The 14,154-nt window shown below is 65.2% G+C and carries 10 protein-coding genes; 9 read left to right on the forward strand and 1 reads right to left on the reverse strand.

Annotation, left to right across the window (positions count from 1 at the left end; all coding sequences use genetic code 11):
• Positions 1-49: 49 nt before the first annotated feature.
• The 7 genes from IVB31_RS02685 to IVB31_RS02715 all read left to right on the forward strand — a co-directional run bounded on the left by IVB31_RS02685 (position 50) and on the right by IVB31_RS02715 (position 10,978).
• Entirely contained in the window at positions 50-2,407 is a 2,358-nt protein-coding gene (locus IVB31_RS02685) for a TonB-dependent receptor (protein WP_247318218.1), read from the forward strand.
• Between the two features lie 11 nt (positions 2,408-2,418).
• Positions 2,419-3,852, forward strand: a complete 1,434-nt coding sequence (locus tag IVB31_RS02690; RefSeq protein ID WP_247318220.1) for a PepSY domain-containing protein — start codon at positions 2,419-2,421, stop codon at positions 3,850-3,852.
• Between the two features lie 490 nt (positions 3,853-4,342).
• A complete protein-coding gene (locus IVB31_RS02695; RefSeq protein WP_247318222.1) occupies positions 4,343-6,352 on the forward strand; it encodes a hydantoinase/oxoprolinase family protein in 2,010 nt (669 codons plus the stop codon).
• A complete protein-coding gene (locus IVB31_RS02700; RefSeq protein ID WP_247318224.1) occupies positions 6,349-7,929 on the forward strand; it encodes a hydantoinase B/oxoprolinase family protein in 1,581 nt (526 codons plus the stop codon). The genes IVB31_RS02695 and IVB31_RS02700 overlap by 4 nt, the downstream gene beginning before the upstream one ends.
• Positions 7,930-7,939: 10 nt before the next feature.
• The gene (locus tag IVB31_RS02705; protein WP_247318226.1) at positions 7,940-9,235 is read left to right on the forward strand and encodes an aspartate aminotransferase family protein; all 1,296 of its coding nucleotides are present in this window, start codon (positions 7,940-7,942) and stop codon (positions 9,233-9,235) included.
• Between the two features lie 136 nt (positions 9,236-9,371).
• Positions 9,372-10,304 carry an N-carbamoyl-D-amino-acid hydrolase gene (locus tag IVB31_RS02710; protein ID WP_247318229.1) on the forward strand — a complete coding sequence of 311 codons (933 nt, stop codon included), beginning with the start codon at positions 9,372-9,374 and terminating at the stop codon, positions 10,302-10,304.
• Positions 10,305-10,309: 5 nt separating this feature from the next.
• On the forward strand, positions 10,310-10,978 hold the full coding sequence (locus IVB31_RS02715; RefSeq protein WP_247318230.1) for a flavin reductase family protein: 669 nt from the start codon (positions 10,310-10,312) through the stop codon (positions 10,976-10,978).
• Here the strand turns inward: IVB31_RS02715 and IVB31_RS02720 are convergent.
• A complete protein-coding gene (locus IVB31_RS02720) occupies positions 10,975-11,637 on the reverse strand; it encodes an aspartate/glutamate racemase family protein (protein WP_247318232.1) in 663 nt (220 codons plus the stop codon). The two genes, IVB31_RS02715 and IVB31_RS02720, sit on opposite strands and share 4 nt — an antisense overlap.
• A 56-nt stretch (positions 11,638-11,693) precedes the next feature.
• On the opposite strand from IVB31_RS02720, the gene hydA reads away from it, so the two are divergent.
• Positions 11,694-13,163: a dihydropyrimidinase gene (hydA, locus tag IVB31_RS02725; RefSeq protein ID WP_247318234.1), complete on the forward strand. Its 1,470-nt coding sequence runs from the start codon at positions 11,694-11,696 to the stop codon at positions 13,161-13,163.
• Between the two features lie 16 nt (positions 13,164-13,179).
• A complete protein-coding gene (locus IVB31_RS02730) occupies positions 13,180-14,154 on the forward strand; it encodes an NAD(P)-dependent oxidoreductase (protein WP_247318236.1) in 975 nt (324 codons plus the stop codon).

Genomic DNA, 14,154 nt, shown 5'->3' on the forward strand with positions numbered 1-14,154 from the left:
CCTTGGTTCGCTGTGACGTGCCACTGACGTCATACCGAGGTCCAAAACCGTGTCTTCCATCCGTTTAGTACGATTGCGCCGGCTTCTGCTCGGCTCTGCTGCGCTCACGTCCTTTGCCGCTTGTGATCTGCCTGCCGCGCTGGCGCAGCAGGTTCGCGAACCTCTGCCACCGGTCGAGGTGTCGCCGGCCCCATCCCGCAAGCAGGCCAGGCCTGCCGGCCGGGAAGCGCAGAGCGCACGCCGCGCAGCTGCGCGCCGGCCCGCGGCAGTGTCCGCAGCGCCCAAGCCGGTCGTGCCCACCGCAGCGACGCAAACGCCGCTCAACAGCAATGCTGTCGCTGGAAGCGCCTCGCGTCTCGGCCTCACGGTGCGGGAGACGCCCGCCACCGTCGAGGTGATCTCGGCCGAGACCATGCGCGAGCAGGGCTATCGCACCGTCTCCGAGGTGGCCCAAGGCGCCGTCGGCGTCACCTCCGGCGACAATCCGGCCGAGCCTGCGGCGTTCTCCATGCGCGGCTTCACCAACAGCCAGATCAACACGCTCTACAACGGCATCAAGATCGGCCCGCAGAACATGACCTCGCGGATCACCGACACGGCCAATCTGGAAGCCGTGGAATTCCTCAAAGGTCCGGCCTCGCTGATGTCGGGCGAGGGCGCCGCCGGTGGCGCGATCAACTTCGTCACCAGGCAGCCGCATACCGGGCCGATCCGGAACGAGGCGGACTTTTCCTGGGATTCCCTGAACTCGTTCCGCGCACACTACGGCTCCGGTGGCAGCACCAATGTGCAGGGGCTGGACTACCGCTTCGACATCAGCCGCTCCTCGCTCAACGGCTTTGCCGACGACACCAACACCAGGACGCTCGATGTGTCAGGCCAGCTCGATTACCGCATCTCGGACAGCCTCAAGATCTGGGGTGCGATCGAGTACCGGGAAGACCGCTCGAAGGCCTATTGGGGCGCGCCGCTGGTGCCGATTGCCTTCAGCGGCTCCCACGCGACGACGGGGATCGTGTCCGGCAATTACGTCTCGAACTACAACAAAACCAATCTCGGTGCCGTCACCATCGACGACCGCACCTTCAACACCAACTACAACGTCCTCGACAATCGCAACGTCGCGCAGGAAGTGTGGCTGCGTGGCGGTTTCGAGTTGAAGCTCGCGCCTGACCTGACACTGAAGAGCCAAGCCTATGGCTACGGCGCCGAGCGCAGCTGGTTCAACAACGAAGTTGAGGCATTCAATTCCGGTTCGAACCTTGTCGATCGCGAGCGCTTCTATGTGGCGCACAGCCAGCGGCTGGTCGGCAACATCACCGACCTGATCTGGGATACGAATATCGCCGGCTTTGACAACCGGATGGTCACGACGATTTCGTCGAGCTACCTCGATTTCGTCAGGCCGGGCGCCGCAAACTTCCCCGGCGATTCCGTTCCGTTGGTCGATCCCCCGCGCGGCTATTACGGCCTGCTCACCATCCAGCAGCAGACCGCGCGCATCGACAACGAGGCACTGTCGTTCGAGGACCGGCTGAAGCTGACGCGGACCTTCGCGCTGGTCGGCGGCGTTCGCGTCGAGCACATCGGGCTGGACCGCAATTCGACCGACAAGTTCGGGCTGGAGAAGGCGAACTTCCCGTTCTCGCAATCCTGGGTCCCGACCACGGGGCGTATCGGTTACACGTGGGAAGCCGTTCCGGGCCTGACCTTCTTCAGCCAGTACGCCACGGGCGCCGACATCTCGGCCAACAACATCTTCCTGCTCAATCCGACCGATCCGCTCAACCTGACCACCGCGCGCACCTACGAGACCGGCGTCAAGCACCTGTTCTGGGACAACCGGGCGGAGTGGTCGTTCTCGGCCTACGACATCCTGCGCAAGAACGTCTATGCCGCCGCCGGCGGCATGCAGCTCAACCTCGCCGGACGGCAGGAGTCGAAGGGCGTCGAGCTTGCCGCCTCGGTCCGCCCGATCGATCCCCTGCGCCTCTGGGGCAACATCGCCTATGTCGATGCGCGCTACGCCGACTACAATTTTGTCGGCGGCACGTTCTCCGGCAACACGCCGCCGAACGTGCCGCGCGTCGTCGCCAATGCCGGCGCGTCGTATCGGTTCTTCACGCCCTGGGCAGTCGAACTCGGCATCACCGGCCGTCATGTCGGCGACCGCTACAACACCGATGCCAACACCGTGACGCTGAAGGCCTACACTGTCGCGGACGTCTATGCTTTCGTCGACATCCCCAAGACCGTGTTCAACGCGGTCGACCAGGCCCGCCTGACCTTCCGGGTGCGCAACATCGCCGACAAGCGTTACGCGATCTGGGGCGATCCGTTCTATCCAGACCAGATCCTGCTGGGCGCGCCGCGGACCTATGAGATCTCGGCCGCGTTCAAATGGTAGGACGCTGATCGATGATGCGCGCGATCGTCCTGCTGCATCGATGGCTCGGGATCGCCTTCTGCCTGCTGTTCGCGATGTGGTTCGCGACGGGAATCGTGATGCACTTCGTTCCGTTTCCGTCGCTGACGGAAGCGGAGCGTTTTGCCGGACTATCGCCGGTAGATCCCGCGCAGGTGAGGATCACGGCCGCCGATGCCGTGACGGCGAGCGGGATATCGGATGCCACGCGCGTGCGGCTGATCCAGCGCAGCGACGGACCGGTCTATGTCGTCTCGGGGCGCTCGCGCGCAGGCGCGGTCCGCGCCTCCGACGGGGCCGGCGCGTCGGTCGGGTCGCTTTATGTCGCACTGGCCATTGCGCGAGATCACGCACGCAGCCGCGGGCTCGATTCCGCGCGTGTCGCGATCGTTAGGCGCGCGGACCATGACCAATGGAGCGTGCCGAACGGCTTCGACCGCCATCGCCCCTTGTTCCGGATTGCCCTTGGCGACGCCGCCGGAACGGAGATCTATGTCTCCTCGCTCACCGGTGAGATCGTCCTGGATACGACGCGCAGCGAACGCGGCTGGAATCTCGCCGGCAGCGTGCTGCACTGGATCTATCCCACGGTTCTGCGAAGCAACTGGTCGCTGTGGGATCGCGTGGTCTGGACCTTGTCGCTGCTGGCCCTGATCGCAGCTTTGCTTGGCGCCGCCCTCGGCGTGACGCGGATCAGGCTTCGTGGAGGTCTGATCGGCTCCCCCTATCGAGGCTGGCATGCCCTGCATCATCTCATCGGCCTTGCGGCGACGGTCTTCGTGCTGACATGGATTTTCAGTGGCTGGCTCTCCATGGATCACGGGCGGTTGTTCTCGCGCGGGCAATTGACCTCGGCGGAAGCAGCGGTCGCAAACGCCTCGCCGGATTGGACGGTGGCGGCGGCCCTTGATCGGCAGTCGATTTCTCCATCGGCCCGTGAAATCGAATGGTTCGCCTTCAACGGCAATGTCTATCGGCGCGATCGGATTGGCCATGCCGGCCAGACATTGATCAGGGAAGGCGATGCGCCCCGCAATGGGCTAACGGGGTTTCTGGATGTGCACGAGGTTCAGGCGCTGACCTCGCATCTCGCGACCGGCTGCGGCGCACCGTCCGTGCTGGCCGATAACGACGACTACCCCGCGCACTCCGCCGTCCCGGGTACTCCGGTCTACCGCTCGTACTGCGGGGATCTCTGGTTCGACATCGACAGTGCCGACGGCAATGTGCTGCAAAGGCTGGATCCGTCGCGGCGGGTCTATCGCTGGCTCTACGGCGCGCTGCATACGCTCGACTTTCCGGTCCTGCTGACGCATCCGCGTCTGCGTGATGTCCTCATTGTCGGGCTATGTGCGCTCGGGTTCGTGTTCTCGTTGACCGGCGTCGTCATCGGCTGGCGGCGCTTGCGGCCTTCTCTGACAGTCTGACCGATTGAACGCACCATCGGACCGGGAATCTCCTCCCTTACTGTTCGTACAATAAAGGGAGGCTGAGCCGACTTCAGTGCATGGCTCGTAGGCACCCTAAATCCCGACCCGCCATTCGATCGCCTGCAAATTGGACAGACGATCCGGCGCGCTCGGATTGCACTGCAGCGCACTTCACGATTCGCGCGGGAAAATGCGTGGTGCGCTGCACGTTTCTCACGTGGAACGTTCCGCGTCCGCCTGCACTCCGCATGGGCAGCGCTGCACCAAAACGTGCAGGGGATGCCGCGGCATATGGTATCGGCTGCGTGCCGGTCCCGTGCTTTGCGGCAACTCTGGCCCTATCCCGACCCTGGCGCTCTGTCGCACGCCCGCAGACGGTGGCATGAGAAGGGATGCATGATGAGCGCTCCCGGATTGGCATTGGACGTTGCGATGGACGGAAGGACCCGGCGTCGGTTCAGATGTCGTCCGTAACTGACCCCACATCATGAGCACTCCCGAAAATCACTGGGAAGTCGGCACCGATATCGGCGGCACCTTCACCGACATCATCGCGATCCGGCACTCCCCCGCGGAGGCCCGGATCGCGAAAGTACCATCGCGCCCTCAGGCTCCGGTTCAGGCCATGCTCGAGGCCATCGAAGCGGTGGGCCTGCGCAAGAGCGAGGTCAAGCGCTTCGTCCACGGCACCACGCGTGTGACCAACGCCATCGTCGAAGGACGGTTGCCGAAAGTGGCGCTGGTCGCGACCGAAGGATTTGCCGACGTGCTGGAAATCGCGCGCTACCGCCGCCGCGATCTCTATCGTCTCGACATTCCACCGAAGTCGCCGCCGCTGGTGCCGCCGGAACGATGCTTTGGGCTTGCCGAGCGCCTCGATCACGAGGGGCAGGTGCTGAAGGCACTGGACGAAGCGGAGATCGAGCGACTTGTAGCGTGGCTGAAGGAGACCGGCGTTCAGAGCGTCGCAGTCGCGCTCCTTCACGCCTATGCCAATCCTGTCCACGAAAAAATGCTCGGCGAGCGCCTCAACGGCGTCGTTGCCCATGTTTCGCTGTCGCACGAGGTCAATCCGGAGGCGCGCGAATACGAGCGGACCTCGGCGACCGTGTTCAACGCAGCCGCCATGCCGATCGCGGTGGAATATCTCAGCGAGCTGGAGCAGCGGCTGCCGATCGGCCCCGGCTTGCAGGTGTTTCATTCGGCGGGTGCCATGGTCCCCATTTCGGCCGTGAAGCGGCGGCCGCTGGTGATGGCGATGTCGGGCCCCGCGGCCGGCGTTTCGGCCTCCGTCAGCATCGCGCGCCAGCTTGGCACGTCGCGGATGCTGACGTTCGACATGGGCGGCACCACGACCGACGTGTGCCTGATCATCGACGGCAAGGCCGAGATGACCGACGGCCGCATGCTCGGCGACAAGCCACTGCGCCAGCCGATGCTCGCGGTTCACTCGATCGGGGCGGGCGGCGGATCGATCGTGCGCAACGATCCCGGGGGCCTCACGGTCGGGCCGGAGAGCGCCGGCTCCGAGCCTGGGCCTGCCTGCTATGGCCGCGGCGGGACCGAGCCGACTATCACCGACGCCAACGCCGTGCTCGGCTATCTCAATCCGGAGACCAAGCTCGGTGACCGGATCGGAATCGACATCGAGGCAGCCGCTGATGTCATCGCGCCGATCGCGCGGACCCTGGGGCTAAGCCTGACCGAAACCGCGCTCGGCATCATCAAGGTCGCGAATGCGACAATGGCCCGCGCGCTCCGTCGGGTCACCGTCGAGCGCGGCATCGACGGGCGCGACTGCACGTTGCTCGCCTTCGGCGGTGGCGGCCCGATGCATGCCGCGGGCCTTGCGGTTCTCTACGGGATTGCAGAAGTCGTCGTCCCCAGTGCATCAAGTGCGTTTTCGGCGCTGGGCTGTCTCACCGCCGACTTCAGCTTCCTCCAGCAGCAGACCCTGCGCACGGCGCTTGACGGCATCGACCTCGTCCGCGTGTCGGAGCGGATCGGGGTGCTGATTGACGATGCGTCGGCGCCGCTCATCGCCAATGGCGTTGCCGAGACCGAGATTCAGGTCGAGCTGGTGGCCTTGATGCGCTACGCAGCGCAAAACGACGCTATTCCGGTGCCGTTTGCGCGACCGCTCGATGTCACGCGACTGAAGAAAGATTTCCTGGCGCGGCATCACGAGCTGTTCGGCTATGCGACCAACGAGAGCTGCGTCATCGAATCCGTGCGGGTGCAGGCGCGGCGGCCGTCGACAACGGTGGCAAGCCGGGCGGCGACTGCGGTGAGGGCGGTGTCCACCGGCAAGCGCGTCTGCTCTTTCGACGGCTTCCACGGGATCGAGACCGCGATCGTCGACCGTGCCGCGCTAACTGACATGGTGAGCGGTCCCGCCATCATCGAAGACGCGTGGTCGACCGTGGTGGTCCCTCCCGGCTGGCAGGCACAGCCCGATGTCTCAGGCAATCTGTTCCTGACGCGGAGGCGGGCATGAAGCTCGATCCGTTCGTCGTTGAAGTCATCCGGCACGGGCTCTCGGCCGCGGCCGAGGAGATGAGCCTGGTAATGACGCGCTCGGCGCGCTCGCCGCTGTTGCGCGAGGCCGGCGATCTGTCGTCCGCGATCACGGATGGCCGCGGCGGCCTGATCGGGCAGGGTCGCGACATCCCGATCCATCTCGGCGCGATGGCCTACACCATCCCCGAACTGCTGAAGGTGGTGCCGGTCGAGAGCCTGAATGACGGCGACGTGCTGATCTACAATGTCGGCGCACTCGGCGGCAATCATCTCAATGACGTCAAGGTCGTGCGGCCCGTCTTCGTCGATGGCGAGATCGTGGCCTTCGCGGTCAGCCTCGCGCACTGGCCCGACATTGGCGGCACCTGGCCCGGAAGTTATTTTGCCAAGGCCATCGACACCTTTCAGGAGGCGATGCGCATCCCGCCGGTGCTGATCGCGACCGCGGCCGGCGTCCACACGCCGATCGTCCAATTGCTCAAGGCCAACGTCCGCGATCCCGAATCCTGCGAGGGCGATCTGCTCGCCCAGATCGCAGCCACGAAAGCCGGCGAGCGGCGCATCGGCGAGCTCTGCCGCGAGCACGGCAAGCCGGTGTTCACGGCGGCCCAATCGCGCCTGCACGATCTCTCTGAAATCGAGATGCGCGAGGCCATCCGTGCGCTGCCCGATGGCGTCTACGAGGGCGAGGATTATTTGGACGACGGCGGCGTCAACAACGCGCCGGCGCGTATTCATGTCAAGATCACCATCGCGGGCGATGAGGCGATCTTCGACCTTTCAGGGAGCTGCGATCGCGTCTCGAATTTCTGCAACACGACGCCGTTCATGGCGCGCTCGGCTGTCGCCTATGCCGCGCGCATCATGAGCGGGCGCGACATGCACCAGAACGCGGGCGCGCTGCGGCCTCTGACCATCATCACGCGTCCGGGCTCGATCCTGGAGCCGGGCTGGAACGCGTCTGTCGCTGCCGGCAATCACGAGACCTCGATGCGTATCGTCGATGCGATCTTCCGCGCGATGCAGGATACCATTCCCGAACGCTTGTCGGCGGGCGGGGCGACCACCGCGGGCGTCCTGTTCTTTGCCGAGCCTCGGCAGAACGGGTCGTGGAAAATGCTCTACGAGGTCCATGGTGGCGGCGAGGGCGCGCGACACGATCGGGCCGGCATGTCGGCGACGCGAGTGCATCTGTCCAACACCTCGAACACGCCGGTCGAGGTGATCGAGGCGAACTACGCGATCCGCCTTGAGCAGCAGGCCATTCGCTGGAGTTCCGGCGGTGCCGGTGCTCACCGCGGCGGTGACGGCTCCGTTCGCACCTATCGCATTCTCGCACCGTCGATGTATCTGACCACCTGCATCGAGCGCATGGTGATCGCGCCGTTCGGCATGCAGGGCGGCCAATCGGGCAAGGCCTGCCGCATCTCGCTGATCCGGCAGGGCGCGAATGTCGCGATCGACGGCAAATCCAACCTGGTGCTGGAGCAAGACGATCTCGTCACGATCGAGATGTGCGGTGGCGGCGGCTACGGCGTCGCGGCCGCGGAGTGAGGGAATTGCGATGAGCAGATTGTTGCGAACCGGGCTGAATGCCGGCGACAGCGCGCCCATGGCGGTGGTCGGCGGCGAGGGCGTCTATTTTCACCTTTCAGATGGCCGCAAGCTCATCGACGGCAGCAACACCGGCGGCGGTCTCGGCCATCGCCATCCCGCGATGGTGGAGGCGATCCGCCGTGCCGCGGATACGCCCGTTGTGAACGAAGGCTGGACCTGGGTCGGCCGCGAGCAGGCCGCCGACGATTTGATGACCACCGCGTTCAAGGGCGAAGAGGCTTGGGTCGGCGCGGTGCGCTTCTGCATCAGCGGCAGCGAGGCCAACGACATGGCGCTGTCGCTCTGCCAGGCGCTGACGCAGCGCTCTGCATTGGCGACGCGCGAGCGCGCCTATCACGGCATCACGGGCCTGTCGCGCAGCATGACTGTGCAACCGCAATGGCATGGCGGTCTCGCAGTGCATGCCGGCGGCTCGCAGCTGCCGGCGCCGATGGCGCCGGTGCGGATATTGCCGGCTCCCAATGGTGCGATCTATGGCGCGCCGGCCAACAACACCCCGCCCAGCGAATATCTGGCGGATGCCACGCGCATGCTATCGGATACCGCAGCCACGATCATCGACTACACGCAGGGCGGCATCTATTACGACGGCGCCTATCAGGACGAGGTGGCGCGCTGCGCGCGGCAGGCGGGCTCTTACTGGATCGCGGACGAGGTCGTCACCGGCGCGGGCCGCGCGGGGCGCTGGTTTGCGTTCCAGGGTGCCGAGAGCCGGCCTGATATCGTGACGCTTGGAAAATCGCTCGGCGGCGGCGCGGCTGCGGTTGCCGCGGTCGTGGTGTCGAAGGACATCGTCGAGCGGCTCAAGGGCACGAGCTGGCAGAACTACGGCACGCTGCGCGGCCATCCGATCAGCATGGCCGCGGTCAGTGCCTATCTCAAGGTCGTCAGCGAAGAGAAGATCCTGGATCACGTGAAGAGCCTCGAAAAGCTGTTCACCCGCCGTCTGCTCGCGATCGCGCAAAAACATCCGAGCGTGCGGCGTGTGGCGGGGCAGGGGCTGCACTGGACGGTGGAGCTGCACGGCCCGGACTGGCGCTCCTGGCATGCCGACACCACGGAAATGCCGATTGCCTCGCGCGTCGCGGAGCGCGCCCTGGAGGCCGGCGCGGTGATCGGGACCAGTGGCGAGCAGACATCGCTATTCCTTGCACCACCACTCGTGATCTCCGAGCGTGAGGCCGAGCAGCTTCTGGATGCGCTCGACCACGGCCTCGATGTTGCCGACGAGGAGCAGAATTGAGCGCGGATCGCGCAATGCACATCATGCCGATGCGAACGCGCCGGCTGGAAAAGCGGGGCGAGGCTGCGTTATGCTGCGCGTCCCGGCAAATCGTTGAGACTGTGGCTTCACCCAAGGGATCACCAGGAATTCGCTGATGCGTATCGTCAATGTTGCCGCCGCCCAGATGGGCCCGATCCAGAAAGCCGACAGCCGCGAGGTCGTGGTCAAGCGCATGATCGCGCTGATGGACGAAGCCAAGGCCAAAGGCGCCGACCTGATTGTCTATCCGGAACTGGCGCTGACGACGTTCTTCCCGCGCTGGTATTCGGAGGATCGGGCTGAGGCCGACATCTGGTTCGAGCGCGAGATGCCGGGCCCAGCGACCAAGCCGCTGTTCGAGCGCGCCGCGCAGCACCAGATGGCGATGAACTTCGGCTATGCCGAGTTGACGCCCGACGGCCATCATTTCAACACGGCGATCCTGACCGACAAATCCGGCAAGATCGTCGGCAAATATCGCAAGATCCATTTGCCCGGCCATGTGGAATACGACACCAAGCGCTCGCACCAGCATCTGGAAAAACGCTATTTCGAGCCGGGCGACCTCGGCTTCAACGTCTGGCGTGAGCTCGGCGGAATCATCGGCATGGCGATCTGCAACGACCGGCGCTGGCCCGAGACCTATCGCGTCATGGGCTTGCAGGGCGTCGAGCTGGTGCTGATCGGCTACAACACGCCGTCCGTGAATGCGGAGAGAAGCGATGAGGGCGTCGAGAAGCGCCTGTTTCACAACCGCCTCTCGGTGCAGGCCGGCGCCTACCAGAATGCGACCTGGGTGGTCGCGGTGGCCAAGGCCGGTAACGAGGACGGACACCCGCTTTTCGGCGGCAGCCTGATCGTCGATCCCAATGGCGAAATCGTCGCGGAAGCGAAGACGGAGGAGGACGAACTGCTGGTCCACGCTTGCGACCTCGATGCCACCACCTTCGGCAAGACCACGATCTTCAATTTCGCGCAGCACCGCCGCATCGAGCATTACGGTCTGATCACCAGCCAGACGGGCGCTGTGCCGCCGCCGGAGAAGTGACGTCGATGACCGGCCAGAGCACATCCGGCATATCCTTGCGCGAACTCGATCCGCGCGACCGCTACAAGCTGCTTTGCGGCGTGGTGGTGCCGCGGCCGATTGCGCTGGTGACGACGCTCGATGCGAACGGGGCGATCAACGCCGCGCCCTTCAGCTTCTTCAACGTGTTCTCGGAGAGCCCGGCGCTGATCGTGCTCGGGCTTCAGCACAAACCGGATCACAGCCCGAAGGACACCACCCGCAACATCCATCGCGACGGCGAGTTCGTCGTTCACATGGTGGATGAGGCGCTGTCGGGGGCGATGAACGACTGCGCGGTCGATTTTCCGTCCGGTGACAGCGAGGTCGCTGCGGCAGGGCTCGCGACCCTTCCCTCGATCGACGTGAAGGTGCCGCGGCTCGCCGCGGCGCCCTTTGCGCTCGAATGCCGGCGCCATGTCGCGCTGACCTTCTCGCCCGATCGCGAACTGCTGGTTGGCGAAGTGCTCCGGGTTCACGCCCGCGAGGGCCTCGTCGACGAGACCAATATGTATGTCGATCTCGACGCCTACCGGCCGATCGGCCGCATGTTCGGCAATCTCTACACGACGCAGCGGGATACGTTCGCGCTTGTCCGCGAAAGCCACGCGCAATGGCTCGCGCGGCAAGATGCCAAAGAGCTGAAGGACGCCTAGTGATACGAGAACTGCACCGTACCGAGCGCCATGGTGACGGCCGCCTGCGTCGGATCGATCACGGCAATGCCGAGCGCGTCTTCGAGCGGGCGGCGGTGACGCGCCATGCCGGCGCAGCCCATCACGATGGCGCGGGCGCCATCCTCGTCGCGCAGCGCGCGGCCGATGTCGATCATCTTGGCCAGCGTGCCTTCGCCCGAGGCGGTTTCCGCGACGCTCATGTTCAGCGGGCGCTCGCCGGCGAGACGATCGGTCAATCCCAACTGCCTGAGATAGCGCATGTGACGCGGGATCGAGCGCTGGGCGATCGCGATGACGCCAAAGCTCTCCGCGCGGGCCAGCGCGGTCAGCACGCCGCACTCGGCGATGCCGAACACGGGCCGGTCGGTGCCTTCGCGACAGACCTGAAGACCGGGGTCGCTGTAGCAGGCGATGACGAAGGCGGCAAAACTGTTGTCGCCTTCGACCAGCTTTCGCAGCGGCATCGCGACGCCATCGACGTCGGCCTGGCTTTCAATACCGAACGGCCCCTCGGCCAGCGTCTGGCAGACCAGTTCGGGGCCGCCCTCGAAAACGAGCGGCTTCAGCGCCTCCTCCAGCCCTTGCGTGACCGCAGGGTTGGAGTTCGGGTTGATGACGAGAATGCGCGGCCGGGACATGCTGGTCTTCCTGCGAATTGGCGGTTACTTGCCTTGAGCCTATCACGGAGTTCCTCATGACTGAACCCACCTACGACCTGATCATCCGCGGCGGCCGCGTCGCCACCGCGACCGATGTGTTCGAGGCCGATGTCGCCATCTCCGGTGAGACCATCGTCGCCATCGGCCGCGGCCTTCCGGCAGCCAAGCGCGAGATCGACGCGCGTGGCAAGCTGGTGCTGCCCGGCGGGGTCGACAGCCACGCCCATATCGAGCAACTGTCCGCGGCCGGCATCATGAACGCCGATACCTTCGAGAGCGCGACGGTCTCCGCGGCGTTCGGCGGTACCACCACGGTGATCCCGTTTGCCGCCCAGCATGTCGGCATGAAGCTGCCGCAAGTGGTGGAGGACTATCACGCGCTGGCGAAGAAGGGCGCCGTGATCGACTACGCGTTCCATATGATCATTGCGGACGCCACCAAGGAGACGGTCGAGGAGCATATTCCAGCGCTGGTGAAGCAGGGACATGCCTCGATCAAGATCTTCATGACCTACGACCGGCTCAAGGTCGATGACGAGCCGTTGCTCGACATTCTGCTCGCCGCGCGTCAATCCGGTGCGATGCTGTGTGCGCACGCCGAAAACCACGGCATCATCGCCTGGATGGTGAAGCGGCTGCTGGCGCGCGGCTACACGATGCCGAAATACCATGCCGTCAGCCACGCCCGCGTGTCGGAGGCGGAAGCTTTTACCCGGCTGATCGGCATGGCGGCGCTGATCGACCAGCCGATCATGATCTTCCACGTCTCGACCGCCGAAGGCGCCAAGGTCATCCGCGATTCGCGTGGGCAGGGGTTGAAGGTGTTTGCCGAGACCTGTCCGCAATACCTGTTCCTGACCGCAGCCGATCTCGACAAGCCCGGCGCCGAAGGCGCCAAATGGATGTGCAGCCCGCCGCCGCGGACGCATGCCGACCAGGAGGCGCTGTGGCAGGCGCTGTCCCTCGGCGATCTCCAGACCATCTCGTCGGACCACGCGCCCTATCGCTACGACGAGACCGGCAAGCTGCGCGCCGGGCCCAATCCGAACTTCAAGCAGGTCGCCAACGGCCTGCCGGGGCTAGAGCTGCGGCTGCCGCTGCTGTTCGATGCGATGGTGTCGAAGGGGCGGCTGGGTCTTGAAAAATTCGTCGAGCTGACGTCGACAGCGCCGGCAAAGATCTACAATCTGCATCCGCGCAAGGGCTCGATCGCGGTCGGTGCCGATGCCGATATCGCGATCTGGGATCCCAATCGCGAGACCGTGATTGCCGACGAGATGATGCACGATCTCACCGGCTACACGCCGTTTGCGGGCCGCGAGCTGAAGGGCTGGCCGGTATCGGTGCTCTCGCGCGGCCGCGTCATCATCGACGGTGACAAATGTCTCGCGAGTGCAGGCAGCGGAAAATTCCTGGCGCGCAGCGGCGGCGAGGCGGCGAAGCCGACCGGCCGGCTCGTCGCGGACATGGATCCCGAACGGAACTTTGGAGCAAAATTGCTGTGAAGGTGGAGTGCGCGCGATGAAGATCGTCATCTTCGGCGGCACCGGCTTTGTCGGCCTCAATGTTGCGGAGGCGCTGCTCGCGCGTCGCCATGACGTGACGCTGTATGATCGCGCAGAGCTGCCGCCAGCCGCACAACGATCGCTGGCCGGCTACGAAGCGCGGCTGAAGGTCATTCAAGGCGATATCAATGACGAGGAAGCCATCGACGCCCTAATCGCCGAAGGCTGCGATGCCATCGTGCTCGGCGCGGCGATCACGGCTGGCGACGAGCTCGAGCGTGCCTCGACCGCGCGCGTCCTCGAGATCAACGTGATGGCGCAGATCCCGATCCTGCTCGCGGCGATCCGTCATGGCGTGCGCCGCGTCGTCAATCTCTCGTCAGCATCGGCCTACGGGGCCGCCGGCGCGCGGGTCGAGATTCTGGACGAGGACACGCCCTGCGATCCCGTCTCGTTCTATGCGATCAGCAAATTCACTTCGGAACGATCTGTCGCGCGCCATGCCGAACTCTTCGGCGGCGATTTCCTGAGCGTGCGGCTGAGCGCGGTGTTCGGTCCGTGGGAGCGGCCCGGCTCGGTGCGCGATACGCCGAGCCTCCAGTATCAAATATTGGCCGCGTTCGCCCGCGGTGAGCCGGCGGTGATGCCTGAAGCCGGCATGAGGGACTGGATCTACGCGCCGGACGCGGCCGAAGCCATCGCACTGCTGATCGAAGCCGAGCGGCCGCGCCATCGGCTCTACAACATCTCCCGCGGCGGGTTATGGCCTGCGCTGGAATGGGGTGAGGCGTTTGCGGCGTTAAATCCCGGTCTGCATTGCCGGCTCGGGGCGCCCGGCGAGAAGACTGCCATCAAGCTGCATGGGCCTTATCGGGCGCCGCTGTCGGTGACGCGGATGGCCGATGAGTTCGGCTGGCGCGCGCGCTTCGGCTGCGCCGAGTCCGCCGCCGCGATGAACGCCTGGTTGACTGAGCACAAGGAGTGGATCTGA

Source organism: Bradyrhizobium sp. 21 (assembly GCF_023073335.1).
GTDB lineage: Bacteria > Pseudomonadota > Alphaproteobacteria > Rhizobiales > Xanthobacteraceae > Bradyrhizobium.

Excerpts from the sequence above, each read along its gene's own strand:
- IVB31_RS02690 (WP_247318220.1), top strand. The coding sequence starts at position 2,419 with ATGATGCGCGCGATCGTCCTGCTGCATCGATGGCTCGGGATCGCCTTC.
- IVB31_RS02695 (WP_247318222.1), top strand. The coding sequence starts at position 4,343 with ATGAGCACTCCCGAAAATCACTGGGAAGTCGGCACCGATATCGGCGGC.
- IVB31_RS02700 (WP_247318224.1), top strand. The coding sequence starts at position 6,349 with ATGAAGCTCGATCCGTTCGTCGTTGAAGTCATCCGGCACGGGCTCTCG.
- IVB31_RS02705 (WP_247318226.1), top strand. The coding sequence starts at position 7,940 with ATGAGCAGATTGTTGCGAACCGGGCTGAATGCCGGCGACAGCGCGCCC.
- IVB31_RS02710 (WP_247318229.1), top strand. The coding sequence starts at position 9,372 with ATGCGTATCGTCAATGTTGCCGCCGCCCAGATGGGCCCGATCCAGAAA.
- IVB31_RS02715 (WP_247318230.1), top strand. The coding sequence starts at position 10,310 with ATGACCGGCCAGAGCACATCCGGCATATCCTTGCGCGAACTCGATCCG.
- IVB31_RS02720 (WP_247318232.1), bottom strand. The coding sequence starts at position 11,637 with ATGTCCCGGCCGCGCATTCTCGTCATCAACCCGAACTCCAACCCTGCG.
- hydA (WP_247318234.1), top strand. The coding sequence starts at position 11,694 with ATGACTGAACCCACCTACGACCTGATCATCCGCGGCGGCCGCGTCGCC.
- IVB31_RS02730 (WP_247318236.1), top strand. The coding sequence starts at position 13,180 with ATGAAGATCGTCATCTTCGGCGGCACCGGCTTTGTCGGCCTCAATGTT.